The 24,662-nt window shown below is 68.9% G+C and carries 26 protein-coding genes; 16 read left to right on the top strand and 10 right to left on the bottom strand.

The features are described 5' to 3' along the window. Window positions 1–118: 118 nt before the first annotated feature. Both M3G03_RS10765 and M3G03_RS10760 read left to right on the top strand, forming a co-directional pair. Window positions 119–1,576: an LCP family protein gene (locus M3G03_RS10765; protein ID WP_259809778.1), complete on the top strand. Its 1,458-nt coding sequence runs from the start codon at window positions 119–121 to the stop codon at window positions 1,574–1,576. Window positions 1,577–1,696: 120 nt separating this feature from the next. Further along, a complete protein-coding gene (locus M3G03_RS10760; protein WP_396121944.1) occupies window positions 1,697–2,740 on the top strand; it encodes a glycosyltransferase family 2 protein in 1,044 nt (347 codons plus the stop codon). Here the strand turns inward: M3G03_RS10760 and M3G03_RS10755 are convergent. Beyond that, complete coding sequence (locus M3G03_RS10755; RefSeq protein WP_259809777.1) at window positions 2,733–3,431, bottom strand: TIGR03089 family protein; 699 nt, start codon at window positions 3,429–3,431, stop codon at window positions 2,733–2,735. The genes M3G03_RS10760 and M3G03_RS10755 overlap by 8 nt on opposite strands. A 59-nt stretch (window positions 3,432–3,490) precedes the next feature. On the opposite strand from M3G03_RS10755, the gene M3G03_RS10750 reads away from it, so the two are divergent. From M3G03_RS10750 to M3G03_RS10730, 5 genes are all read left to right on the top strand, one after another. Then, window positions 3,491–4,570: a mannose-1-phosphate guanylyltransferase gene (locus M3G03_RS10750; RefSeq protein ID WP_259809776.1), complete on the top strand. Its 1,080-nt coding sequence runs from the start codon at window positions 3,491–3,493 to the stop codon at window positions 4,568–4,570. A 55-nt stretch (window positions 4,571–4,625) separates the two neighbouring features. Further along, window positions 4,626–5,354 (top strand): hypothetical protein, encoded by a 729-nt coding sequence (locus tag M3G03_RS10745; RefSeq protein WP_259809775.1) that lies wholly within the window; start codon window positions 4,626–4,628, stop codon window positions 5,352–5,354. Between the two features lie 153 nt (window positions 5,355–5,507). Next, complete coding sequence (locus tag M3G03_RS10740) at window positions 5,508–5,765, top strand: WhiB family transcriptional regulator (protein ID WP_259809774.1); 258 nt, start codon at window positions 5,508–5,510, stop codon at window positions 5,763–5,765. Window positions 5,766–5,830: 65 nt separating this feature from the next. Further along, window positions 5,831–8,869, top strand: a complete 3,039-nt coding sequence (locus tag M3G03_RS10735; RefSeq protein WP_259809773.1) for a glycosyltransferase — start codon at window positions 5,831–5,833, stop codon at window positions 8,867–8,869. Then, window positions 8,866–10,107, top strand: coding sequence for a DUF5719 family protein (locus M3G03_RS10730; RefSeq protein ID WP_259809772.1), 1,242 nt, complete (start codon window positions 8,866–8,868; stop codon window positions 10,105–10,107). The genes M3G03_RS10735 and M3G03_RS10730 overlap by 4 nt, the downstream gene beginning before the upstream one ends. Here the strand turns inward: M3G03_RS10730 and M3G03_RS10725 are convergent. Beyond that, on the bottom strand, window positions 10,104–10,517 hold the full coding sequence (locus M3G03_RS10725; RefSeq protein WP_259809771.1) for a metallopeptidase family protein: 414 nt from the start codon (window positions 10,515–10,517) through the stop codon (window positions 10,104–10,106). The genes M3G03_RS10730 and M3G03_RS10725 overlap by 4 nt on opposite strands. Before the next feature lie 192 nt (window positions 10,518–10,709). On the opposite strand from M3G03_RS10725, the gene M3G03_RS10720 reads away from it, so the two are divergent. Beyond that, window positions 10,710–11,918 carry an alpha-amylase family protein gene (locus M3G03_RS10720; protein WP_259809770.1) on the top strand — a complete coding sequence of 403 codons (1,209 nt, stop codon included), beginning with the start codon at window positions 10,710–10,712 and terminating at the stop codon, window positions 11,916–11,918. 17 nt (window positions 11,919–11,935) lie between these two features. On the opposite strand, the gene M3G03_RS10715 is transcribed toward M3G03_RS10720, so the two are convergent. After that, a complete protein-coding gene (locus tag M3G03_RS10715; RefSeq protein WP_259809768.1) occupies window positions 11,936–12,328 on the bottom strand; it encodes a DUF3499 domain-containing protein in 393 nt (130 codons plus the stop codon). Window positions 12,329–12,388: 60 nt separating this feature from the next. Between M3G03_RS10715 and manB the strand changes: the two genes are divergently transcribed. From manB to aroQ, 4 genes are read left to right on the top strand one after another with little or no spacing between them, the layout of a single operon-like run. Beyond that, complete coding sequence (manB, locus tag M3G03_RS10710) at window positions 12,389–13,744, top strand: phosphomannomutase/phosphoglucomutase (RefSeq protein ID WP_259809767.1); 1,356 nt, start codon at window positions 12,389–12,391, stop codon at window positions 13,742–13,744. Next, the gene (locus M3G03_RS10705; protein WP_259809766.1) at window positions 13,741–13,941 is read left to right on the top strand and encodes a Trm112 family protein; all 201 of its coding nucleotides are present in this window, start codon (window positions 13,741–13,743) and stop codon (window positions 13,939–13,941) included. The genes manB and M3G03_RS10705 overlap by 4 nt, the downstream gene beginning before the upstream one ends. Window positions 13,942–13,951: 10 nt before the next feature. After that, window positions 13,952–14,965 (top strand): SIS domain-containing protein, encoded by a 1,014-nt coding sequence (locus M3G03_RS10700; protein WP_259809764.1) that lies wholly within the window; start codon window positions 13,952–13,954, stop codon window positions 14,963–14,965. Continuing rightward, entirely contained in the window at window positions 14,965–15,405 is a 441-nt protein-coding gene (gene aroQ / locus M3G03_RS10695) for a type II 3-dehydroquinate dehydratase (protein ID WP_396121943.1), read from the top strand. Before M3G03_RS10700 ends, aroQ begins: the two co-directional genes overlap by 1 nt. Here aroQ and M3G03_RS10690 read toward each other — a convergent pair. Further along, the gene (locus M3G03_RS10690) at window positions 15,386–15,637 is read right to left on the bottom strand and encodes a DUF3039 domain-containing protein (protein ID WP_259809763.1); all 252 of its coding nucleotides are present in this window, start codon (window positions 15,635–15,637) and stop codon (window positions 15,386–15,388) included. The genes aroQ and M3G03_RS10690 overlap by 20 nt on opposite strands. Before the next feature lie 26 nt (window positions 15,638–15,663). Here M3G03_RS10690 and M3G03_RS10685 point away from each other — a divergent pair, with 26 nt between their 5' ends. Genes M3G03_RS10685 through malQ form a run of 3 tightly spaced genes read left to right on the top strand, consistent with a single transcriptional unit; the run spans window position 15,664 to window position 20,118 of the window. Beyond that, on the top strand, window positions 15,664–17,025 hold the full coding sequence (locus tag M3G03_RS10685) for an MFS transporter (protein WP_259809762.1): 1,362 nt from the start codon (window positions 15,664–15,666) through the stop codon (window positions 17,023–17,025). A gap of 22 nt (window positions 17,026–17,047) precedes the next feature. After that, the gene (locus tag M3G03_RS10680) at window positions 17,048–17,908 is read left to right on the top strand and encodes an RDD family protein (protein ID WP_259809761.1); all 861 of its coding nucleotides are present in this window, start codon (window positions 17,048–17,050) and stop codon (window positions 17,906–17,908) included. Between the two features lie 17 nt (window positions 17,909–17,925). Beyond that, entirely contained in the window at window positions 17,926–20,118 is a 2,193-nt protein-coding gene (gene malQ, locus M3G03_RS10675) for a 4-alpha-glucanotransferase (RefSeq protein ID WP_259809760.1), read from the top strand. Here malQ and M3G03_RS10670 read toward each other — a convergent pair. The 6 genes from M3G03_RS10670 to M3G03_RS10645 are packed head-to-tail and all read right to left on the bottom strand — an operon-like array spanning window position 20,109 to window position 24,306. Continuing rightward, complete coding sequence (locus M3G03_RS10670) at window positions 20,109–20,375, bottom strand: Txe/YoeB family addiction module toxin (RefSeq protein WP_259809759.1); 267 nt, start codon at window positions 20,373–20,375, stop codon at window positions 20,109–20,111. The two genes, malQ and M3G03_RS10670, sit on opposite strands and share 10 nt — an antisense overlap. Beyond that, window positions 20,368–20,622 carry a type II toxin-antitoxin system Phd/YefM family antitoxin gene (locus M3G03_RS10665; protein WP_259809758.1) on the bottom strand — a complete coding sequence of 85 codons (255 nt, stop codon included), beginning with the start codon at window positions 20,620–20,622 and terminating at the stop codon, window positions 20,368–20,370. The genes M3G03_RS10670 and M3G03_RS10665 overlap by 8 nt, the downstream gene beginning before the upstream one ends. A gap of 47 nt (window positions 20,623–20,669) precedes the next feature. Beyond that, window positions 20,670–21,089, bottom strand: coding sequence for a hypothetical protein (locus M3G03_RS10660; RefSeq protein ID WP_259809756.1), 420 nt, complete (start codon window positions 21,087–21,089; stop codon window positions 20,670–20,672). A 7-nt stretch (window positions 21,090–21,096) separates the two neighbouring features. Beyond that, entirely contained in the window at window positions 21,097–21,936 is an 840-nt protein-coding gene (locus tag M3G03_RS10655; RefSeq protein WP_259809755.1) for a hypothetical protein, read from the bottom strand. Continuing rightward, the gene (locus tag M3G03_RS10650) at window positions 21,899–22,906 is read right to left on the bottom strand and encodes a type IV toxin-antitoxin system AbiEi family antitoxin (RefSeq protein WP_259809754.1); all 1,008 of its coding nucleotides are present in this window, start codon (window positions 22,904–22,906) and stop codon (window positions 21,899–21,901) included. Before M3G03_RS10650 ends, M3G03_RS10655 begins: the two co-directional genes overlap by 38 nt. A gap of 59 nt (window positions 22,907–22,965) precedes the next feature. Next, on the bottom strand, window positions 22,966–24,306 hold the full coding sequence (locus M3G03_RS10645) for a nicotinate phosphoribosyltransferase (RefSeq protein ID WP_259809753.1): 1,341 nt from the start codon (window positions 24,304–24,306) through the stop codon (window positions 22,966–22,968). A 41-nt stretch (window positions 24,307–24,347) separates the two neighbouring features. Between M3G03_RS10645 and clpS the strand changes: the two genes are divergently transcribed. Further along, on the top strand, window positions 24,348–24,662 hold the full coding sequence (clpS, locus tag M3G03_RS10640; RefSeq protein WP_259809752.1) for an ATP-dependent Clp protease adapter ClpS: 315 nt from the start codon (window positions 24,348–24,350) through the stop codon (window positions 24,660–24,662).

The following is a 24,662-nucleotide window of genomic DNA, read 5'->3' as shown; positions in this document are numbered from 1 at the left end:
CGTTTCGCGGCGAGGCATCCATGCCACGGCGGTGCGGCGCACACATACTGGATCACGCCCTTTCGAGCTGCGCCCCCGAGCGCAGGTCTTCCCCCCGCCGAAAGGTCTGCACGACCCGATGCCTGCCCATCGCTTCGACCTGGCCAATCCCGCCGCCCGCGCCTCCCGTGTGACGCTCCGTCGAGGCATCGGGCTCGTCCTGAGCACCCTGCTCCTGCCCGGCAGCGCCCAACTCCAGGGCGGCAATCGCACGGTGGGACGCGTGGCCCTGCGCATCTGGGCCGTCCTCCTCACCAGTCTGGTCCTGCTGGCGGTCACCGGCCTGCTCTGGCGCGGTGCCCTGGTCACCCTGCTGGCCAGCGGCGCCCTCTACAAGCTCCTCCAGCCCCTGGTGATTGCCCTCGGCGTCGGGGAGGCCTACCTGATCATCGACGCCTGGCGAATCGCCCAACCGCTGCAGATGGACCGCCGCCGGCGCCTCGGCTTCGGTATCGCCTCCCTGGTCACCGCCCTGGCCGTCCTCGCCGGCAGCATCGGACTGGGCCAGGCGGCCCGCGCCCAGGGCGACCTGCTCGACACCGTCCTGCGCGGCGGGGGCAACTCCACGTCGCACCAGGGCCGCTACAACATCCTGATGCTGGGCGCAGATGCCGGGGACGACCGGGTGGGGCTGCGTCCCGATTCGATCATGGTCGCCTCGGTCGACGACGTCACCGGACGCACCGTGATGCTGAGCCTGCCGCGCAACCTCGAGGGCGTGCGGTTCCCAGCGACCTCGCCCCTGCGCGAGAAGTACCCGCAGGGTTATGAGTGCCCCGACCACTCCTGCATGCTGAACGCGATCTACACCCTGGGCACCGACAACGCCGACCTCTACCCGGGGGTGGACGACCCGGGTCTGCAGGCGATGCGCGAGGCGGTCTCCGAGACCCTGGGCCTGGGGATCAACTACACGATCATGGTCGATCTGGCCGGCTTCAGCTCCGTCATCGACGCGGTCGGCGGGATCCGCCTGGACATCAACAAGCGCGTCCCCATTGGCGGCGGCACCTCGCCCATCCGCGGCTGGATCGAGCCCGGCAAGGACGTCCACCTCGACGGCTACCACGCCCTCTGGTTCGCGCGCTCCCGGGAGGGTTCCTCCGACTTCGAGCGCATGGTGCGGCAGAAGTGCGTGGTGAACGCGATGCTCCAGCAACTCGACCCGGTCACCGTGATGACCCGTTTCACTGACATCGCCAGCGCGGGCAGGCAGGTCGCCTTCACCGACGTGCCCTCCAAGGACGTCAACAAGCTGGCCACGCTCAGCGCCCGGACGCGGAAGCTGCCGATCATGTCGGTGTCCTTCACGCCTCCGCTGGTCTACCCGGGCAACCCGAAGTACGACGTCATCCGGCGGGTGGTGGCCCAGAAGATCGCGGCATCGGAAGCGCTTGATGCGCCCCGCAAGGCTCCCAGCGCGTCCGCCCCCCGCAGCCGCGCACAGACCCCCCGCAAGCCCGACTCCTCGCGTCCGGTGGTTTCGTCGAGCCCCGCACCCGAAAGTGAGGACCTCGCCGCCGTCTGCGGCAGCTGACCCACTGTGGGGCTCGGCACCAGCTCCTCCAGTGGTGGCGCTGTTGAACCGCTGGAAGGTGGCGCGTGGGATTGCATGGCAACGGTCCGGGGTCTTCGGCGGACCTGCCATGATGGACCGGTGAGTCGCCCCCGCATCGCCCTGGACAGCCCGGTCAGCGTGGTCATGCCGGTCCTCAACGAGGAGCGCCACCTGCGCACATCGGTCGAGGGCGTCCTGGCCCAGGAGCACACCGGGCCGCTGGAGGTGCTGCTGGCTGTCGGGCCCAGCCGCGACGACACCCCCAGGATCGCGGCCACGATCGCGGCAGACGACCCGCGCGTGCGGGTCATCGACAACCCCACCGGCACCACTCCCGATGCCCTCAACCTGGCCATCGCCGCCAGCTCGCACCCGGTGGTGATCCGTGTGGACGCCCATGGCGAGCTGCCCGAGGGCTACATCGCCACGGCCGTGCGCCTGCTGCACGAGACGGATGCCGCCAACGTCGGTGGACGCATGGATGCCCGCGGCACCACTCCTTTCGAGCGGGCGGTGGCGGCTGCCTACAACTCCCGCCTCGGGCTCGGCGGGGGAGGATTCCACCTGGCTGAGACCCCGCAGGGCCCGGCCGAGACGGTCTTCCTGGGGGCATTCCGGCGGGAGTCCCTGCTGGCGGTGGGTGGCTTCGACCCGGACCTGCTGCGCGCCCAGGACTGGGAGCTCAACCTGCGCCTGCGCCAGGCGGGGGAGAAGGTCATCTACAGCCCCGCCCTGGTGGTGACCTATCGCCCGCGCAGTTCCGTGGCCACCCTGGCCCGCCAGTTTTTCAGGACCGGGCGCTGGCGTCGCGAAGTCATCCGCCGCCACCCCGAGACAGCCTCCCTGCGCTATCTGGCACCCCCGGTGACGGTCGCCGGGATCCTCGCCGGGCTGGGTCTGGCCGCGTCCTCAGCGGTTCGGGGACGCGGACAGTGGCGAGTGGTCGGCCTTCTTGCCCCGCTGTCCTACGTGGCCTTCGTGCTGGGTGGGACGCTGTCGGCCCGTGGCCTGGACCCCGCAGCGCGGGCGCGGCTGCCGTTGGTGCTGGCCGTGATGCACCTGGCCTGGGGGACCGGTTTCCTGGTCGGTGTCCCCCAGGCGCAGCGCCGCCGCACCGACGCCGCACCCCGTCCGTCTAGCTGACCTTTTCCGTCTGAGCGATGCGCTCCACGCGCTCGGGCTCCGGGCGTCCCTCGACGACCACCGCAGACCCGCCACCGCGCAGGGGGCCGACGAGCGCGCGACAGACCACCTGCCAGGGGGTCAAGCCCTCGGCGACGACCAGGACGCGTCCTGATTCGGCGGTGACCTGCTCGAGTTCGGCGTGGCGATGCTCCTCCGACGCAGAGACCCACGCGCTGGAATCCGGGTCGACCGGTTGGGCCGGGGTGTGCACATCGGGCTGCCCCAGCACCTCGCGATAGTCGATCAGGCCACGCGGGAGGTCGCTGAACCCGGCGCCGAGCGGGTGCAGGGAGCAGGCGATGGTGTCCATGCCCGCGATCGGGTGCGGGTGCGAGGGCCCGACCACGGCCAGGTCGGGGGCGTCCACCTCGCGCGGCGGGCACGGCACCGCCACGCCGCCCAGCTGCCAGACCGCAGCCACCCAGACCAGCGTGGTCCAGTGCGCGGGGCGTTCGTCGAGCAGGCACAGCGCCACGCGGGGTTGGTCCTCCCAGCCCAGGTCACCAAGCATGTTCACGGTCTTGTCGACCCAGTTCGCGAAGGTGGTGGCGCTGAGCTCGACCCGTTCGTCGCCCGGTCCGTACCAGACCAGGAGAGGACGGGCAGGATCGGTGGCGACACGCTTTTCCAGCCAGTGGGGGAACTGCATTCGGCCATGCTAGGTCGTGGGGGAGGCCCGGGGTGACCCCGGGCCGATAACCTCGCAGCATGCGTTACGTGCTGATCATCGCCGGTGGGTCGGGGAAGCGCCTGTGGCCGCTGTCGCGGCAGGGTGAGCCGAAGCAACTGCTCACCCTGATCAACGGCAAGTCCCTGCTGCGCATTGCCTATGAGCGTGTCCAGGGGTTCGTGCCGGATGCCAACATCATCGTCTGCACCGGAGCTCCCTATGCCGACACGGTGGCGGAGCAGTTGCCGGAGATCCCCGCCGAGAACCTGCTGGGCGAGCCGATCGGCCGCGATTCCCTCAACGCGGTCGCGTGGCCGGCTGCCGTGATCGCGCAGCGTGACCCCGATGCCGTGATGGCCGTGCTCACCGCCGACCACATCATGGACCCGGTGGAGACCTTCCGCGACCGGCTCGACGAGGGCTTCCGGATCGCTGAGCAGGAGCAGGACGCCTTCGTCACCTTCGGCGTGGTCCCCACCCACCCTGCGACCGGGTTCGGCTACCTGCACCGCGGGGAGTCGCTGGTCGGTTTCGAGAATGCGCAGCAGGTGGAGTCCTTCAAGGAGAAGCCGGACGCCGAGACCGCTGAGCAATACCTCGCCAGTGGGCAGTACTGGTGGAACTCGGGCATGTTCGTGTGGCGGGTCTCCACCTTCCTGCAGGCGCTGAACAGGCTGCAGCCGGTCACTTTCGCCCAGGTCGGTGAGTTGGCCCAGCACCCCGAGCGGGTGGGGGAGATCTACCCCACGCTGACCAAGATCTCGGTCGACTACGCGATCATGGAGCCCGTCTCCACCGATGCGGTGCCCGGACGCGTGGTGGCGGTGGAGCTGCCGATCAGCTGGCACGACGTCGGTTCGTTCATGGCACTGGCCGAACAGTTGCGTCGCGACGGAGATGACAATGCCGCCTCCGGCACCACCGTGGCGCTGGATTCCCGGCACAACCTGCTGATCAACCGCGCAGGCAGTGAGCACGTCCTGGCGGTGGCTGGACTGGAGCGGATGGCGGTCGTGACAACCGGACAGGCGACCCTCGTGGTGCCGCTGGATGCGTCCGAGCGTGTCAAGGACCTGGTGGCGCGCGTGGTCGAGGAGCACGGCGAAACGCACGGCTGAGGACCCCTGGGACCCCTAGAGTGTCCACCGCAGTCAAACTCGGAAAGAGGACGTCATGGAGCAGGTCGCAAAGTTTCGCGAGATCGCTGGCTGGACGGCGCTGGGCGCCGCTGTGGTCTCGATCATCAATGGATTCGTGCAGATGCAGGTGCTGAAGAGCGCCTACCCCGAAGGAATGAAGCCCAAGCTGGCGGATCAGGCCAATGCCGCCGCCGGCTACTTCGCACCCAATGTCGCCTTGTTGATCGCAGCCCTCTGCGTGGCCGTATGCGTCTTCTGGCGTCCCTCGGCCATGGCCAAGACCATCGCGTTGGCTGGTCTGGCCGTCACCGGTTCCGCGGCGCTGCTGCACATGATCATGCGTCTGATCGGGCTGGGCGGCGACCAGGAGGGCATCGCGGTCTTCGGGAACCTGCTGAGCCTGCTCACCAACCTGGCCCTGCTCGGCGCCCTGGGCATCTTCTTCTACGTCGCCTGGCAGCGAGCCCAGGGGGCGGTGGCCCCGGCCGGGTACCAGCAGCAGGGTCAGCTTGCCCCGCAGCAGCCCGGCCAGCAGCCCATGCACCAGCCCTCCTGGCAGGCTGACCAGGCCTCCGGTGGGGCGTGGAATCGTGCCGGTGATGCCGCCTCAGGCGCGTCGGCCTCTACGTGGGGCACCCCCGGTTCGCAGAACCAGGGCTGGCAGCCATCGGCCTCGAACCAGCCCTCGGCGATGCCGCAGCCGTCCGCCAACCAGTACCCGCAGCAGCCGGGTGCGTGGGGTCAGAACCCGAACCAGCAGTGAGCAGGGATCGACGTGCCGGGCGGCGACACGCCGTCCGACACGCCGGTCGTGATCGAAAAAGTTGTCCTGGAGCGCCCCGATCGTCGGGATTGGCTTGACCTGACGCTAATTGCACGGCTGTAATTTGGGTACATCCGGGTCGAGAGGACAGAAATGAACGAGTTGCTGACGGTGATCGCTGTCGCAGACGACGGCATCCTCGCGTGGCAGGAACAGGCACTGTGTGCCCAGACGGATCCGGAGGCATTCTTCCCGGAAAAGGGCGGGTCGACGCGCGAGGCGAAGCGGGTCTGCGAGACCTGCACGGTCAAGCGCGAATGCCTCGAATATGCCCTCGAGAACGACGAGCGCTTCGGCATCTGGGGCGGGCTCTCCGAACGGGAGCGCCGCCGCCTCCGCAAGCGAGCCTGACGATCACGATGAGAACCCCCGCCCCACCGGCGGGGGTTCGTCGTATCGGCCATGATGGGACCACCATGACAGCCAGCAGCGGTGAGGACCCCTGGGCGTGGGCGCGCGATGATGATGCCGGCCCACCGCCGAGCACCGCCCCCATCCAGGACTGGGCGTGGGCCCACGAGGAGCCCGAGCCGCTTCCTCGCAGGGAGAGTCCCGAGCAGGTGCTCGCGGTGCTGGTGGTCCACCAGGCTGCTGACTGGCTGGACCGGACCCTGCTCGCGCTCGCGGGCCTCACCGAGCAGCCGGGGCGGCTGGTCGCGGTGGACACCGGTTCCACGGATGCGTCGCGGCAGATGCTGATCGACGCCCGAGCCCGAGGCGTCCTCGACGAGGTGGTCGAGGCCGGACCACAGCCGGGCTTCGGCGCCGCAGTCGCGCATGTTCTCGGGGGTACGTCCGGGCGCTTCGACTGGCTCTGGCTGCTGCACGACGACCTCGAACCCCAACCGGAGGCCCTGCGCGAGCTGCTGGTGCGGGCTTCTGCGGATGACCATCCCGACCTGTTGTTCCCCAAGCTCCTGCAGCCCCACCGACGCAACCACCCTGACCAGCTCGCCGAGGTGGGCAGTTCGGTCACCGCCGGGGGCAGCCGCTTCCTGGGACTCGCACCGGGAGAGATCGACCAGCGACAACTGGACTCGCGGCCGGTCCTGGGCGGCTCGACCGCTGGCATGCTGGTGCGCCGCACCGTGTGGGACGACCTGGGGGGTCTGGATCCCGCACTCCCGCTCTTTCGCGATGGGCAGGACTTCGGCTGGCGGGCGAACGGCTCCGGGGCGCTGGTCGTGACTGCCCCCGACGCGGCGCTGCACCACCGTCAGGAGGGGCGCTTCGGCGACCGCGACTCCGACCTCATCCAGGAGCCGGCGATGACCGATCGGCTGCTGGGCATGCGCATGATGGCGGCCCACGCCGCCGACCCGCGTCGGGAGCTCGCCCGCCAGCGTCGCCTGGCATTGCAGCGAAGCGCCGGCTACCTGCTGGGCAAGGCGCCCGCAGAGGCGCGAGCCGAGTTCGGCGCCGCACGTCAGGCTGGCAGGCAGCGCGATGAGGTGGACCGGATGCTCGCGAGGTCTGGTCCTGCGGCTGCGACGCTGGCTCCCGGGCTCAGGCCCGCTGCGCGCGAGGTCTGGGCCTCGCGTCGGGACCGGGTGGCCAGGGCGGCGTCCGATTCCTGGCGCGAACGCCGTGGCGACGATCCCGAGACCTCCCTGGACGACCTGATCGGTGACGATTTCGCCGGGGGACGCACCCGGCGCCGTCTGGCCACCCCCGGTCGCATACTGATGATGGTCCTGGTGGTGGCGACCTTCTCCTCCGCGAGGCACCTCTTTGGTCGCGGCCGGCTGAGCTCGGTGGCGCTTGCCCCGGCACCGCACGACCTCGCCTCCGCGTGGGCTGCCTGGCTGCAGCCGACACCGGGGGAGTGGGGTGCCAACGCGGGGTGGCTGGGGCTCATGGCACTCGGGTCGACCTTGGCCGGCGGCCAACCAGAGGTGTTCGTCCGGCTGCTGGTTGTCGCAGCGCCACTGCTCGGGGGCCTGCTTGCCCATCGCGGCCTCCGGCGAGTGCTCGGGGACGGATGGCTGGCTGCTGCGCTCGCGCTGGCGTGGCCGGCGAGCGCTGTGCTGCTGGGGGTCACCGCTCGGGGCAGCGTCTCCGGGGCCATGGCGACCATCCTGCTGCCCGTCGCGGCGGGGCTGGCTGTTCGCTGGTTCCGCCAGGAGGACGACGTTGCTGACCCGTGGCGGGTGCCTGCTGCCCTGGCGCTGGCGCTGGGTTTCCTGGCGCTGGGTTCACCCCTGTTCGCCATGGCCGGTCTGGTCATCGGCGCCGCCCGGGCGCTGACGCGCCGCCGGTTCCATGCCCCTGGCCTGGCGGTGGCGCTCGGACCCTGGCTGCTGCTCCTGCCCTGGTTACCGAGGCTGGTCCAGCATCCTGGCCGGCTGCTCACCGGCACGGACCCCACTTTGGCCCGCGGGGACGCCGGCGCGATGCCGCTGTGGATGGGCGCCTGCCTGGCTGTGCTGATGATGCTGCTGGCGGTGCTCGGGGTGATCCAGGGCCGACCCCGGCTCCATCGCACCGCGTCCACAGGGCTGGTGGTCGGCGTTGCAGCGAGTGCCGTGATCGGCGCCTGGTTGCCAAAGCTGCTCGTTCCGGTGGATGGCCAATCGGTACATCCGTCGGGGGAGCCCTGGCAGCTGACCGCCGTGGCGTGCGTGCTGGTGCTGGTCTCCCTGGCGCTGAACCGCAAGCGAACGAGCCCGATCGTGCCGCGTGCCCATCTGGCAGCTGTGCTGTTGTCTCTGCTCATCGCTGTGCTGGGGTTTGGGGTGGCGATGGTGGGTGCTTCACGCAGCCCGTTGCAGGTGCGGCAGACAGCCGTCCCCGAGTTCGTCACCGCTGTCCAGCAGTCGTCGCGGGCCTCACGAGCGCTCCTCATCGCGATGGACGCCGGGACGCACCGCTGGGCCCTGACCTCCGCCCAGCGACCGGCCTGGGGAAGTGGCGAGGCCCACCCGGTCCTGGCGTCTCCTGAACGTTCTGACCAGGTCGCGGCCCTGGCGGCCCAGTTCGCCCAGGGCACCCCCTCGGATGACCTGGCCGCCCGGCTGGCACGACTGGGGATCGCCCACGTCGTAATGACCGGCGGGGAGGTCCGCGGGCAGGCGGCCCTCTCGAATGCTCCAGGGCTCCACAGTTCCACCTCCGAGCAGGGAACCACCGTCTGGACGGTCCAGGGGCTGACCAGCCGTCTCGCGTTGGACGAAGCGGCGGGCACCTTCCGGCTCGCGGAGACCCCGGATGGCCGGTGGGTCGTCCGAGTCGGGGGAGACAGGGTGCCGGTCCAGGCCGACGCCAGTGGCTTTGGCCTCCACGGCTCGACGGGTGGGAAGTCCGGGGCAGTGACCTGGCGGATGGCGACGCCGTGGTGGCAGGTACCCGCCCAGCTCCTCGGGGTCGTCGTGCTGGCGGTCCTGACCGCACCGAGTGTCCAACGGCAGGGGGCCCGCCCCCCTGCCCGCCTCGCCACCCCGAGGAGGGCCTCATGAGAGCATCCAGCCTGGTGGCGCCGCTCACCACACTGGTCGTCGCGGGGGCAACGCTGGTCGCGGCTGGCTTCGTGCGTCCCGCGCAGCCGGTGGAGCGGCCCGTTGCGATGGTGCCACCGGTGCGCTCCCTGTCCTGCGCCTTCCCCGGTGCCCTGGGCACCGTGTTCACCACCCAGGCAGAGGCGGTGGCGGTGACGACGCCCTCCGGTGCTGCTGTCGAAGACCCCTTCGGGACCGAACGCGTCACCGGACCCGTCCTGCTCACCCGGACCGGTGAGGGCCACTTCGCCGCTGCAGTGCTGTCGAAGGCCGGCGACGCCATGTCGTGGACCGAGTGCGGGGCCCCCGCGACCAGGGGCACCGTGATGCTTCCGATCGCCACGGACACCGAATTGCTGCTGGTGAACACCGACCAGGTCGATGCGGTGGTGAGCATCACGCTGCACGGACCCTCGGGCCGGATCACCTCAGCCGGTCTCGAGGGCGTGGTGGTGCCGCGCCGCCAGTCTGTGCGCGTCCCGATCTCGGTGCACGTGCCAACCGCGACAGCGGTCGCCGCCACCTTCGTCGCCACCCAGGGACGCGTGCGGGCGAGTGCCAATCTGACCCGCGGCGGACGGGAGCAGATGGCACCCTCGCAGGCCCGCAACACCCTCGCCTTCGCCGGTGTCCCGGCGTCCACGAAGGTGCGGCTGGTGCTGTTCAACCCCGGCCGCGAGACCGTCGATGTGGTCGTCAGCGCACTCGGAGTCCGCGGACGCTTCACTGCCGAGGGCGGCGAGGTCTCCATCGACCCGGGCGTCACCGTCGAACTGGACCTGACCGATCCGCTCAACGGAGAATCCGTGGGGCTGCTGGTGGAGGGGAGCGGCCCGATCGCTGGTGCCGTGGATGTGACCGCCGGCGCGGATCGGGTCTGGCTCGCACCCCAGGACCCAGGAACCGAACTGCGCGACGTGGTCCCCGAAGGCCAGCTGCAGCTGGTGAATACCGGCGAGTCCCTGGCCCAGGTGACAGTGGAGGACACCAGGCGCGCCAGCACGCGGCACCAGGTTCCCGCTGGCGGGACGGCGACAGTGGCCGTCCCGGCCGGCGTGGTGCGGATCACCTCCGACAAGCCGATCGCTGCGGGCGTCCTGGTGACCGGGAAGGGGCTGGCCTCGACCCGGGTGCGCGCCGTGCAGAACACCACCCGACCCGAGCCGGGGATGCTGGACCCACAGCTGGGCCAGACCTAGTAGTCGTCGTCCAGGTCGACGTGGGGGTCGATGTCGTGGACGCTGTGGCCGGTGACTGCGGAAAGCTGCTCGACCAGGGTGCGGTGGACCAGGATGCGCAGTCCGCGCCTCGTGGCTGAGCGGTGCTCGAGGGGACGGCGGAAGATCACGATGCGGGCAGGGTAGCTGCCGACGGCCTCGATGGCAACGGCCAGGGGCACGCCGCCATTGCTGGAGGGGCCCCGCGGAACGTCCTCGATGCCGATGTCGATACCACCGAGCGCCTCGGGACAGCTGCGCTGGACCCGGCCGACAGCATCCTGCACTGCGTCCACGAAAGCCTCGGGTCGGGAGACATAGCCGGGTGTGCGGGCGCCGGGCATGACGGGTCCACGCAGCCCGCGGCCATGCCTGTCCCGTCGTTTCACCATGGATTCGAGCCTAGCGCTCAGGCTGCGAGGGCGGGGCTGTGCCCGGGCGCGACGAGGCGCGGGAGCAACAGTAAAGTTCATCTCTGGATCGAGCATCTGTCGCAAGCTGACCGCTATGGTCGCTGCGGCCGGGCTCAGCATGGCCTCGCCACGGGCTCCGGCCCGGCTGAGTGAGACTCAATAGGAGTGTTGATGACTGACCTGGACCACGCCATCTGGTGGCATGTCTACCCGCTGGGTGCCTGTGGCGCCCCCATCCGGCCCGGCGATCCCGGCGACTGGCAGGGGCATCGGCTCGGACGCCTGGAGGCCTGGCTGGACTACGTCATTGAGCTGGGGTGCAATGGCCTGCTGCTGGGGCCCATCTTCGCGTCCACCAGCCACGGCTACGACACCGTTGACCACTTTCGGCTCGACCCGCGACTGGGGGATGAGGCCGACTGGAACCATCTGGTCGACCAGGCCCACTCCCGCGGGCTGATGATCATGCTCGACGGCGTCTTCAACCACATCGGCGCGCAGCATCCGCTGGTCGAACAGGCGTTGCAGGGCCATGGCATGGTCCACGTCGCCGACGGTGTCCACCGGGGCTGGGAGGGACACGGCGACCTGGCCGAACTCGACCACGACGACCCACGCGTCGTCGACCTGGTGGCAGATGTGATGAAGTTCTGGCTGGACCGCGGCGCCGATGGCTGGCGCCTCGACGTCGCCTACGCCGTCCCCAGCCACTTCTGGACGCAGGTGGTCGACCGCGTCCACGCCTCGCACCCCGAGGCCTTCTTCCTGGGTGAGGTCATCCACGGCGACTTCCCCGGCATCGCTCGCGAGGGCCACCTCGACTCCGTCACAGCCTACGAACTGTGGAAGGCGATCTGGAGCAGCCTGAACGACCGCAACATGTGGGAACTGGCCTGGGCGCTGGAACGCCACGACGACTTCGCGTCCAAGACGACCATGCAGACCTTCATCGGCAACCACGACGTCTCGCGGATCGCCAGCACCGTGGGGGACACCGGGGCCGCCGTCGCCGCTGCGCTCCTGCTGACGCTCCCGGGGATGCCCAGCATCTACTACGGGGACGAGCAGGCCTTCCGTGGGACCAAGGGCACCGGCGTGGCCGCTGACGACCCGGTCCGGCCGCCCCTTCCGGAGCACCCGGGCCAGCTCCATCCGGGCGGGGAGTGGATGCATCGGCTCCACCAGGAACTCATCGCACTTCGTCGCCGCAACCCGTGGATCAGCACCGGACGACTGCAGGTGCTGGACAAGACCAATCCCACGATCAGCTATGCCGTCCGCGCCGAGGGGCATGAACTCACCGCCCACCTCGACATCAGCGAGGAGCCCAGGATTGAGGTCACCATCGACGGGCAGCAGCAGTTCAGCTGGCCCCAGTAGCGGATTGGCCAGAGGGGCTAGCGGTCCGCGATCACCCTCAGGTGCCCGCGTTCGGCCAGCACCACCACGGAGCCGTCCAGGATGGGGTCGCGGTCCTCGAGCCCCGCCGCGCGGAGAAGAGCCGGATCGTCATCCCGCAGACCCACCTCGCGAATCGCGTCCGCCAGGGCCAGGAGGTCATCAGTCGGGGGTGGCGGGGGAGCCTCGTCCAGCCCGGGCAGCCGGATCAGCTCCCAGCCATTGGGCACTGATGTCCGCTCGGCATGCCGGCGGCACAGGTCATAGGCGCCCGGAACCGGCGCAGGGGACAGCGGGCCCAGCGCGACGCTCTGGTGGGCATAGTCATAGGTCAGCGTGGTCACCGCGCGGTTCGAGCACGAGGTGCGCTGGCAATGACGTCGAAGGGGCACAGGCCGAGAGTAGGCCCCACAACGGCGTCACGATGGCAGCCTCGCCGCTAGGCTGGCGAAGTGATCACCGAGGGAATCTTCAAGGCCAATGACATCCGCGGGGAGGTCGGCGTCCAGTGGGACGCCGCCGGAGCGGCGGCCGTGGGAGCTGCCTTCGTGGAGTTGGCCGGCCTCGAGGGCCAGGAGTTCGTGATGGGTCGCGACATGCGCACGACCGGTGAGGAGATGTCACGCGCCTTCGCCGCCGGTGCCGCCTCGCGGGGGGCTCGGATCAAGGACATCGGCCTGGCCTCCACCGACGGCCTCTGGCACGCCTCCGGTGCCTTCGCGCTGCCCGGTGTTCAATTCTCTGCCAGTCACAACCCGGCCAAGGACAATGGCATCAAGTTCTGCCGCTCGGCCGCGCGTCCGGTCGAAACCGATTTCCTGTCCCGACTGCGCGACCGTGCCATGGAGCTCGACGGCACCGTCGACACCACCCTCCCCGAGGGCGTGGTGGAGCAGGTCGATGCCCTGTCCGGCTACGCCGAGCACCTGCGCACCCTCGTCCCCCTCGAAGGCATCCGCCCGCTGAAGGTCGTCATCGACGCCGGTAATGGCATGGCAGGCCACACCGTGGGCGCCGTTCTGGGAAACCTGCCGCTGGAGATCATCGGTCTCTACCTCGACCTCGATGGCACCTTCCCCCACCACCAGCCCAACCCGCTCGAACCCCAGAACCTGGTGGACGCCCAGCAGGCCGTCCGCGAGCACTCCGCCGACCTCGCGCTGGTCTTCGACGGGGACGCCGATCGCTGCTTCCTCATCGACGAGCGCGGTGAGGTGGTCAGCCCTTCGGCCATCACCGCGCTGATCGCCCGCGCCGAGCTCGAGCGTGAGCCGGGCGCGACCATCGTGATCAACACCATCACCAGCCGCACCGTGGCTGACGTCGTGGGCGAGCACGGCGGTACCTGCGTGGTCAGCAAAGTCGGCCACACCTTCGTCAAGGCCCTGATGGCCGAGCACGACGCGATCTTCGGCGGCGAGCACTCGGCCCACTACTACTTCCGTGACTTCTGGGGTGCTGACACCGGCATGCTTGCCGCCCTGTACGTCCTCAACATCCTGGGACGCCGCCAGGCCCCCCTCTCGGAGGTCATGTCCGAGTACGAGCGTTACGCCGCTTCCGGAGAGATCAACTCCACCGTCCAGGATGCCCAGGCCGTGATGGGCCGCGTTGAGCACGCCTTCGCCAACCGGGGCGAGTCGGACTGGATCGACGGCCTCACCGTCCGGGCCGAGGAGTGGTGGTTCAACCTGCGGCCCTCGAACACCGAGCCCTACTTGCGTCTCAATGTCGAAGCCGCAGACCAGCCGATGATGGTTGGCATCCGCGATGAAGTGTTGGCCCTCGTGAGAGAATCGCAGTCATGACCCAGACCCCAGAACTCGACCTGTCGGCGGAATTCCTGGAGATCGCAGCCTGCCCGGCCTGCCACTCCAAGTTCGCCGTGGACTACGACACCCACGAACTGGTCTGCGGTTCGACCCAGTGCGGTCTTGCCTACCCGGTGCGCGAGGGGATCCCGATCCTCCTCATCGACGAGGCACGTCAAACCCTGGCGGAGTGAGCGCAGCCTGATGGACTTCGACGACTCCAGGCTCGCCGACTCCCCGATGAGCCCGCAGGCCGACGAGGCGCTGCGTCACCTCGCCGGCGCGGGAGCGCGCATCCGTCGCGAGGCCTCCCAGCCCGCTCGTGACCTGGCCCAGCGTTTCGAGGCAGGTCGTCGACCGCGCGGAGTGGTTGCGCTGGGCCGCGGCGCGCGGCTGCTGCGCGCGGTGATGGAGCCCTTCTGCCCCTCGCCCTTCGTCGCCTGGCCCTTTGACGGGCTCCCGGCATGGGTGGGCGCCCTGGACCTGGTCGTCGTCCTCGCCCCCGAGGGGTCCGAACCCGGCTTGGTGCAGGCGGCTCGGGAAGCCGCTCGCCGGGGCAGCGCCGTGATGCTGGCCGGACGCCCCGACTCGGTGATCGCCGAAGCCGCTGCCGGGCGCAGCTCCCTGCTGGTCCCGATGGAGACCGGTGACGAGTTGGCCTGCGTGGTGCAGGTGCTGGCGGTGCTCCACGAGCTTGGCCTGGCCCCGCACCTGGTGCCCGAGAGCGTGGCCGAGGCCTGCGACCTGGTCGCCCAGGAGTCCTCGCCGCATCGCAGCCTCGCGGACAACCCCGCCAAGGACCTGGCCCTCAACCTGGCCGAGGCCCAACCCCTGCTGTTCGGAGGCACCGTGCTGGCTGCCCGCGCCGCGCGCCGGGTGGCGGAGTCCCTGCGGCGCCACTCCGGGCGCCCCGCGTTGGCTGCCGATGCCCAGGAACTCGAGCCGGTGCTGGTCTCGACGCACAACCGCGACCTGTTCGCCGATCCCTTCGACGAGCCCGCTGAGCTGCGTCCGGTGCTGCTGGTGCTCGACGATGGCACCCAGGACGCGCTCGCGAGGCGCGCCGCCGGCGAACTGGTCACCCTGGCGAACCACCACGACGTCAGGGTCTGCACGATTTCGGCCGAGGGCAGCTCGGCGGTCGACCGGTATGCCTCGCTGCTCTACCGGGGCCTGTACGGCTCGACCTGGCTCGCGATCGGATTGGGACGACTCTGATGACTGCCGTGATGGTCCTCAACGGACCGAACCTGGGGCGGCTGGGCAAGCGCGAACCCGAGGTGTACGGGCACACCACCCACGCCCACCTCTCCGACCACCTGGTCGTCCTGGGCCGCGAACTGGGGCTCGAGGTCCAGGTTCGCCAGACCGACGCCGAGGCCGAGATGATCAGCTGGCTGCACGAGGCTGCCGACTCTGGTGCCTGGGTCGTGCTCAACGCTGGCGCCTGGACGCACTACTCGATCGCGATCGCCGATGCTGCCGCGCAGGTTGCGAACTACCTCGAGGTGCACATCTCGAACGTGCATGCGCGCGAGGAGTTCCGCCACCACAGCGTCCTGTCAGCGAAGGCTGCCGGTGTGCTCGTGGGGCTGGGCCTGAACGGTTACGACCTGGCCCTGCGTCACATCGCTGCGGTCAGCGCGGCTTCTCGTTGAGGGACTCCCAGATCTCCTTGCAGTCCGGGCAGACCGGGAACTTGTCCGGGTTGCGGCTGGGCACCCACACCTTGCCACAGAGGGCGACCACGGGCGTGCCGTTGACCATGGCCTCCATCAGCTTGTCCTTGGGGACGTAGTGCGCAAAGCGCTCGTGGTCGCCGTCCTCGGCGTTGAGGGTTCGTTCGTCGAGAACGGTCTGCGAACCGGGGGCGAGCTGCTGCTGGGTCATGGTGGCGATTCTACTAGGGTGATCAGGTGCTCGAGCCTGCTCCCCGCCCCGCTGTGGAGCCGCCGCGCACCCTGATCGTCGGCCTGCTCGCCTCGGTGGTCGCGGTCGCCTTCGAAGCAGTCGCCGTCGCCACCGCCATGCCCGCTGCCGGACGACAACTCGGCCACATCGCCCTCTACGCCTGGACCTTCACCCTCTTCGTCATCGGCATGGCGCTGTCCACCGTGCTCTCCGGACGCCATTGCGATCGCCACGGCCCGATTCGTGCGCTGCAGGCCGGGTTGCTGCTGTTCGGGCTGGGGTTGCTGATGGCCGCACTGGCACCCTCGATGTACGTCCTGCTGGTGGCCCGGTTCGTGCAGGGCTTCGGGGGAGGGGCTTTCAATGTCGCCCTGATGGTGGTGGTCGCCGGCCTGTTCGACGCCCAGCGACGCGCCTCGATCATGACCGCCTTCTCCGTCTGCTGGGTGATGCCCGCCTTCCTGGCTCCGCCGATTGCCGCGTGGCTGACCGAGAACCTGTCCTGGCACTGGGTTTTCGCCTGCATGATCCCTGTCGTCGTGGCGACCGTCGTGCTCTCCAATGGGACGCTGACCAGCCTGCGCGACAGGCTTCGCCCCGACGGTTCCGAGGACGCCAACCCGGTCCCGCTGTGGAGCGCCTTCGTGGCGACCGGCGGTGTCGCGGCGGTGCAGGTGGCCGGGCAACGGCTGGACCTGGTGGCCATCCCCATCCTGGTGGTCGGCCTGGCTTGCCTGGCGGTGAGCCTGCCCCGATTGATGGCGCCCGGCTTCTTCCGGGTGGCGCCGGGGATCGCGGCGACCTCGTGGGTGCGTGCCCTGCAAGCGGGGGCGTTCTTCGCCGCCGAAGCCTTCCTCCCGCTGAGCCTGGTCACGATCCGGGAGCTGTCGTTGTTCAAGGCCGGCCTGATGCTCACGGTGGGCTCAATCGGCTGGACCACCGGCTCCTGGCTGCAGGCCAGGCCCTGGGTGGGACTGAGACGAGACCAGCTGGTCCAGCTCGGCGTCCTGTGCACGGCGCTCGGGATGGGCGTGGTCGCCGCCGCGACCGCCCGGTCGTGGTCGGTCTTCCTGGTGGGGACCGGGTGGACGGTGGCCGGCTTCGGGATGGGGTTGGCGGTGGCCTCGACCAGCCTGATCGTGATGTCGCTGTCGAGCCCGGCCCAGATCGGGCGCAACACCAGTTCGCTGCAGGTGGCCGAAGCGCTCGGCAACTCACTGTTCGTGGGGCTGGCGGGTGCTGTCTTCGCCAACCTCCGGCTCAGCCACGCGCCGGCCGGGACCTTCTCCTGGACCTTCCTGCTGGTCGTGGGGGTGGCCTTGGCAGCGGTCGCGGCATCGCTGCGGATCGGCCGAGTGCCCCATTGATCGCCTCTGCCAGAATGGGAGAGTGACTTCCGCTTCTCCTGCTCCTGCCGCGCCTCCGCCCGGGTGGTACCCCGACCCCGCCGGCAGCGTGCAGGAACGCTACTGGGAGGGAACCCGCTGGACGAAGAACCTACGCGATGCGCAGAAGGATCCCACAGTCGAGCTGAAGGCGTCCGAGCCCGCGGCCGTTCGGCCCGAGCCGCAGACCCAGGTGCTGCCCGGCAGCGTGCCGACCCCGCCGCGGCCGCCACGGCCGGGTGGGGCCGGCCACGTGCAGGCGCCCCAGCCGGGATGGGTGCCCGGGCAGCCGTACGGGCATCCGTACCCGATGGCTGTTGGCACGCCGAGCGTCACGGCCGATGGCGTCCCGCTGGCCGCCTACTGGAAGCGAGTCGTCGCGACGCTGATCGACTGGGTGTTGACCAGCCTTCTCGGCGTGCTGGTCGGCTGGTCCTACGCCCGCCGGGCCTGGAACGGCTTCAAGGAATTCTTCGCCTGGTCGATGGACAACCCCGGCGTCTGGAACGACGGCAGCCAGTTCGACTACGCCGTCCCGGCGAGCAACCTGATAATGGTGGTGGCGCTGGTCGCCTTCGCCACCCAGCTGCCGCTGGTCGCCAAGCTCGGTGGCACCCTCGGGCAGGTCATGATGGGCCTGCGGGTGGTTCCTGCCGGACACGGCCACACCCCGCGCGTGAGCTGGGCCACCAGCCTGCGCCGTTCGGCGGCCTGGCTGGCCATCCACCTGACCAGCATGTTCCTGTTCTTCTTGCCGCAGCTGGTCAGCTACCTGCGTCCGCTGTGGCACCCGGGACGCCAGACCTGGCATGACAGCCTGGCCCGCACGCAGGTGATTGACGCACGTCTGACACCGTCGCGGTGATGTCCTAGGCTGACAGTGTGGCACTCGAGGATCCCGCACTGGCAGAGTTGGCAGACCACTTCGGCATTTCCCAGGAGTTCTGGGACTGGAAGGGTCGCCACACGACAATCTCCCCCGACAGTGTGCGGTCGGTGCTCGCGGCGCTCGGGGTCGACGCTAGCACCCCGGAGGCTGCCTGGGCCGCGGTCGAGGATGTCCGCAACCGCCCGTGGCGACGGGCGCTGCCCTCGTGCGTGGTCATCGAGCAGGGACAGTACCGGACGATCCCGGTGCACGTCATCGCCGGCGCCAATGCCGACCTGCACATCCGCACCGAGCAGGGCGACCACTACCCCTGCCAGCAGATCAACAACGAGGTGCCCGACCGTATGGTGGATGGCACCTGGCTGGGCGAGGCCACCTTCGAGCTACCCCGCGATCTGCCGCTCGGCTACCACCGGATGGTGCTCCACACCCAGGACCGCGAGATCGACTCCTCACTGATCGTGACCCCTGCCTTCCTCGGTTTCCCCCGCGAGATGGGGGAGCGCCGCGCCTGGGGCTATGCCGCCCAGCTCTACTCGGTACGCTCGCGCCAGTCCTGGGGCATCGGTGACCTGGTTGACCTGGCCGACCTGCAGGTCTGGGCCCGGACGCAGCAGTTCGCCGACTACGTGCTGGTCAACCCGCTGCATGCCGCCCAGCCGGTACCGCCGATTGAGCCCTCGCCCTACCTGCCCAGCTCGCGACGCTATGTGAACCCGCTCTACCTGCGCCCGGAGGCCATCCCCGAGTATGCGGGCGTGGATGATGCCACCCGCGACCAGATCGAGTCCATCCGCGCTAACCTCACCGAGGACCTCGCGGGGGAGGACCAGCTCAAGCGCAACGAGTCCTGGCGGGCGAAGCTGTCGGCGCTGGAGGTGCTCTATCGCGTCGGTCTGCCGCAGGCCCGCCAGATGGCCTTCGAGGGCTTCCGCCGCCGTGAGGGACGCCTGCTCCGTGACTTCGCGACCTGGTGCGTCCTGTTCGAGCAGCTGGGCTCCGACTGGCATGAGTGGCCCGAGGAGTACCGCCGCCCTACCTCGCCGGAGGTGGCGGCCTTCGCCGAGGAGCACGCTGATCGCGTCCAGTTCTTCGAGTGGTTGCAGTGGAACTGTGAGCACCAGTCCTCGGTCGCCCAGCAGGCAGCCAAGGACGCCGGTATGGCGATCGGCCTGGTGCAGGACCTTGCCGTGGGCGTCAACAAGGCCTCCGCGGACACCTGGCTGCTGTCGGATGTCTTCGCCCAGGGGGTGTCGGTGGGGGCCCCGCCGGACCAGTACAACCAGAACGGGCAGGACTGGGGCCAGCCGCCCTTCCGCCCTGACCGCCTCGCCGACCTCGGCTATGCGCCCTTCCGCGACATGGTGGCCGGCGCGCTGCGGCACTCCGGTGGCCTGCGCGCCGACCACATCATCGGCCTGTTCCGCCTGTGGTGGGTGCCGGAGGGCAATTCGCCCAAGGACGGCTGCTACGTGCGCTACGACCACGAGGCACTGATCGGCATCCTGGCCCTGGAGGCCTACCGTGCCGGTGCGGTGGTGATCGGTGAGGACCTGGGCACCGTCGAGCCGTGGGTGCGCGAGTACCTGTCCCGCCGAGGGCTGCTGGGCACCTCGGTGCTCTGGTTCGAGAACGGTGAAGACGGCCAGCCGCTGCCACCGGAGCAGTGGCGCCGCTACTGCATGGCGTCGGTGACCACCCACGACCTGCCGCCGACGGCGGGTTACCTGGCCGGGGACCACGTGCGGCTGCGCCACCGGCTGGGGTTGCTGACCGAGTCCCTGGAGGATGAGCTGCAGCATGCCCGCACCGAGCAGGAGGGCATGATGCGGATGCTCTCCGATCGTGGCTACCTGCGTCCGGAATCGGACGAGGACCCGGTCGATGAGGGTGCTGACGAGGTGGAACGCCAGGTGCTGGCGATGCACCGTGCCCTGGTGGACACCCCCTCGCTGTTGCTCAACGTGGCGCTGACCGATGCAGTCGGCGACCGGATGACCCAGAACCAGCCCGGCACCATCGACGAGTACCCCAATTGGCGGGTGCCGCTGACCGGGCCCGATGGCAAGCCGATGTTCCTCGAGGACGTCTACGCCAGCGAGCGGGCGATGCGCTTGTCGGCAGTGATGAACGGCTTTGACGTGGTTCCGGCTCCTTGGGGGCGCAGGGGCGAGGCTCAGCTGTAGTGGTAGCGGCAGGCGGCGATCCTGACCTCGCCGTCGGCCAGCTTGTAGATGAGCCGATGCTCCCCGGTGATGCGGCGGCACCAGTAGCCGGCGAAGTTGTGACGGAGGGGTTCCGGCTTGCCGATGCCTTCGTTGCCGTGTCGCTGGATGTCCCGGAGCAGTGCGTTGATCCGTTTCACGACGCTGCGGTCCTGGGCCTGCCACCAGAGGTAGTCCTCCCAGGCATTGGCGTCCCAGACCAACAGGACGTCAGTCATCGGTGAGTGCGTGCTGCTCGCCTCGCCCGGCCTCGAGCCGCTCGATGGCGTCGAGTAGTCGCCGGGCATTGGCGGGAGAGTGCATGAGGTGCGCGGTTTCCCGCAGGGATTCGTACTCATCCAGCGCGACGATGACCACGGGGTCGTGGCCGGCGCGCGTGATGACCACCTCTTCACGATCGTTCACGACGCTGTCGAGAACTTCCGCGTAACGAGACCTGGATTCCCTATAGCTCATGGTGCGCATGTGTGCCTCCTGTACGTAAAAGCGTACAGCAGGTGACGCCGGCTGGCTCATTCCACCAGGGCCGGTGCGTTGGGCACCGGATGGACGCCATGGGGATCTGCCGCGAAGAAGCCGATCGCGGTGAGCCCGTGGCGTCCGAACAGGGCTTCAAGGCGCTTGCGCCACGCCAGGTCATTGCTCGTGACGCCCGGCTCGCTGTGCCCGAAGGCGACCAGGATGTGGCTGGCGTGGTTGCTGATCTCGTCCGCCATGACGTCGAGCCGGTCGACGAAGTCGTGGTTGCGCCAGTTCATGTCCTCTCCCATGAAAGGTGCACGAATCGGGATGCCGTCGGAATGGCTCGTCAGGAAGAGCAGGCCATTGTTGAGGCGGTCGTCGAGACTGAACAGGAGGTCCACGACGTCGGCCAGGTTGTTGTCCCACAGGGGCTTGCTCGCCCAGTCCCTGGGCAGGTCTTCGAAACTCATACCGGGATCATGGGAGGTGGGAGCGTTCTTGACCCCGTTGTCCACAGGTCCATTTCTGAACACTTGAGAATGCTTGAGAGAACACGTCGAGTCTCTCTGCATCAAGCCGCTCCGTGGCGCGGCTGCTCCGCAGGTCGTGCGCGAGTTCCATTCTGCGCGATGTCAGGACATCATGGACGGCGGCGTGTGTCTCTTCGTCGCTGATTCGCGCAGCTTCAAATCCCAGCCATGCGGCGCCGATGAGTGATCCGTCGTAGTTCACGAGGGGTCCGGCGCTGCTGTGTTCCCACGCCGTGTCCGCGTACGGCTTCTCCGCGACAGCGCGGAAGAGGTGGCCAAGATCGATGGCGTCCTTGGGGTTCGATGAACCTCGGGCATTCCAGGCGAGAATCTTCAGGATGGCGAGCGCAGGAACCGACGCCGTGTCGACGATGAGGTCGGCGCTGACTCTGACGCGATCGCTGTGCTCGGCGGCCTGACTCAGCCCCCTGATGTCGAGAATCGAGTCCGTGAACTCAAGCATGCCGTCGGCTGCGATATCCCCGAAGGGGACGAGGTCGACCTCAACGCCGGCGGCCATGAACTTGTGCTCTGATTGTCCGATGCGGTCCAAGCCCTGCGTCGCGACGCGGAATTGTTCCATCGAGTCAACGCGGATGGCCAGGTCGATATCTCTCGTCGCGCGCTCGGGTTCAGCGTCTTGAATAAGAGAAGTCGTGACGTCCCGCGCAAGAGCTCCAATGACGAGGTAAGGCACCCTCATCTTACGAAGGTGCCCGTCGAGGACAGTGAGTGCCTCGGGGATGCCCTCAGGCAGTCTCGATGAGACGTCGAAGGTTCGGGTCATCGTGGAGTGCTCTCTCTGCGACTTCGATCTGCCGGGGGTCCATGCTGGTCAACATATCCGCCCGGATGACCATGCTCGCCGCGATGCCGGGCGGATTGTCCGTTGGCCCGAGCAGGGGTGTTCTCACTTCCACCGCTCGACCGTCGCCGTGCGAGCGCAGCCGCAGGCTGCGAGCGACCTCGGTGGGTACAGACGCGTAGACGACAGCGGTCGTGGGGCGTATTGGCCATCCGAGTAGGCTGCCAGCCAGTTCGCCGCTCAGGTGGGTCGCTCCGGCGCGCGCGAGCGTCGACGGGAGGTCGATGTCCGGGTCAATGTAGCCGCGACGGGATTGCCTGTGCGCGCCGCCCCGCGCCAGATAGGCCTGGGTCCATTCGTCAAGAAGCGATCGACCGCGTCGCAACCCACTGGGTGACAGGTATCCGCGCTCTCGGAGTTTTCTGGTGGTCAGGTGTGCGGCGCCGTGCGAGATCCCGATGAGCTGTGCGAGTTCCCGTGCTGCAAGGTGTGCTGCTCCGGGATGCGTGACCAGGGCGATGATGACCCGAAGGTCCGTCTTGGTGAATCCCGACGGCAGCCGATCTTGAGTGATGGTGGATGTCCGTCCCTGTACGTCAATCAGAAAGTTGGACGCTCTGATCCAAGCATTGCCAGCGGCGTCGGCGTAGGCGACTCCCATCTCTCGCGCCAGGTGGGCGACTTCTCCCGTGACCCGGTCTGCGATCAGCAATGAGTCGTCCAGACGGGCCAGCTTCTCCAGGGAGAGCGCAGCAGTGGCAGGTCGCAAGTGCTTCTTGACGCCCACGCGGAACTCCTGGGAGTGCCGTCGCCACCCAAGCCTCAGACGCGCATCTGCCAGGGAATCAGAGTTGCCGTGAGGAATTTCTCCCAGCAGTTCGACGGACAGGCCGTGTGCGGCCAGCTCGCCCAGGGCAGAGCCAAGCAATTCCGGAGCGTCCAAAACTTCCATATGTCCATGTTACATGGACGCAGTGAATATTTGGACACAATCGCCCCGGAACCTGGATTTCAGATCGTGACGGGGCCCTTCACGTAGGGGTTGTTCACCAGGTCGCCGTCGTCGTCGAGCATGATCGTCGGGATCGCGGGCTCACCCTTGCTCACGCGCAGGGCCGAGCGGGGCAGTTCACTGCGGACGCGCAGGTGCCGCTCCCGGGCCGCGTCGGCGGACTCGTGCGCGATAACCTCACCATCCCGGACCAGCTGGACCAGTAGTTCGCGGTCGTTGCCGTCGTCCTTGGGCTGGGCCTCGATCCCGATGATCTCGGCCCGGGCGACTCCCTGTTCGTCCACGCGGCGAAGGGCATACTTGCGGCCCCCCACGGTGTTCTTGTTGAGTGACTTCTTCGCCACGGGCGCCAGCGGCCCGTCGGCGGAGTCGGCGCGTGCGACCAGCTTGTAGACGAAGCCGCAGGTCGGGTGGCCTGAACCAGTGACCACCGAGGTGCCGACGCCGAAGCCGTCCACCGGGGCGCCGCGCAGGGCCGCGATCTGCCACTCGTCCAGGTCTGAGGTCACGATGATCCGGGTCTGTTCCGCCCCCAGGTCGTCGAGGAGGTCCCTGACCTCGCGCGCGGCGATCGCCAGGTCGCCGGAGTCGAGTCGCACCGCCCCCAGGCGTCCCCCGGTCAGGCGGACGCCGGCGCGCACCGCCTGCTCGACGTCGTAGGTGTCGGTCAGCAGGGTGGTGTCCTCGCCGAGAACCTTGATCTGGGCTGCGAAGGCCTCCTCCTCGGTGTCGTGCAGCAGGGTGAAGGAGTGGGCGGCAGTACCGGAGGTGGGGATGCCCCAGGTGCGTCCGGCCTCGAGGTTCGAGGTGGAGCTGAAACCGGCGATGTAGGCGGCACGCGCCGCGGCGACCGCGCTCATCTCCTGGGTGCGCCGCGAACCCATCTCGATGATCGGACGCCCATCTGCCATCGCGGACATCCGGCTCGCTGCCGACGCGATCGCGGAGTCGTGATTGTAGATGCTCAGGAAGAGCGTCTCGAGGAGGACCGCCTCCTCGAAGCTGCCCTCGACCACCAGCAGGGGCGAGCCGGGGAAGTAGATCTCGCCCTCGGGGTAGCCCCAGATGTTGCCGGTGAACCGGTAGTCCGCGAGCCAGTCGGCCAGGCCGTCGTCGATCACGTTCTTGTCGAGCAGGAACCGGATGTCGTCCTGGTCGAAACGGAAGTCCTCCAGCGCCTTGAGCGCACGGCCGACGCCGGCGACCACGCCATAGCGGCGTCCTTCGGGCAGTCGCCGGGGGAAGAGCTCGAAGACGCTGCGCCGCCCGGCGGTTCCGGACGCTCGGGCGGCGCGCACCATCGTCAGTTCGTAATGGTCGGTCAGCAGCGACGTGGTCATGGTCGCCAGCCTAGGGCTCACGCCGTGCCAGAATGGAGGGTATGTCCACAGCTTTTCCCTCCGGTGATGGCCCGCAGGGCGGCACGGCGACCGTCGAGCAGGTCGAGGAGCACGTGGACCTCGCCAAGGCGTGGATCACGCTGGTCTGGGACGACCCGGTCAACCTGATGAGCTATGTGACCCACGTGTTCACCAGCTACTTCAAGTACTCCCGGGAGAAGGCCGAACAGCTGATGCTGCAGGTCCACAACGAGGGCAAGGCGGTGGTCTCCACCGGCTCTCGCGAGGAGATGGAGCGCGACGTGGCCGCCATGCACGGTTTCGGCCTCTGGGCCACCGTGGACAGGGCGGAGTGA

Source organism: Aestuariimicrobium sp. p3-SID1156 (assembly GCF_025144225.1).
Taxonomy (GTDB): domain Bacteria; phylum Actinomycetota; class Actinomycetes; order Propionibacteriales; family Propionibacteriaceae; genus Aestuariimicrobium.
Note: the sequence above shows the minus strand (reverse complement) of the source record. Positions and strands in the feature narration are given on the sequence as shown.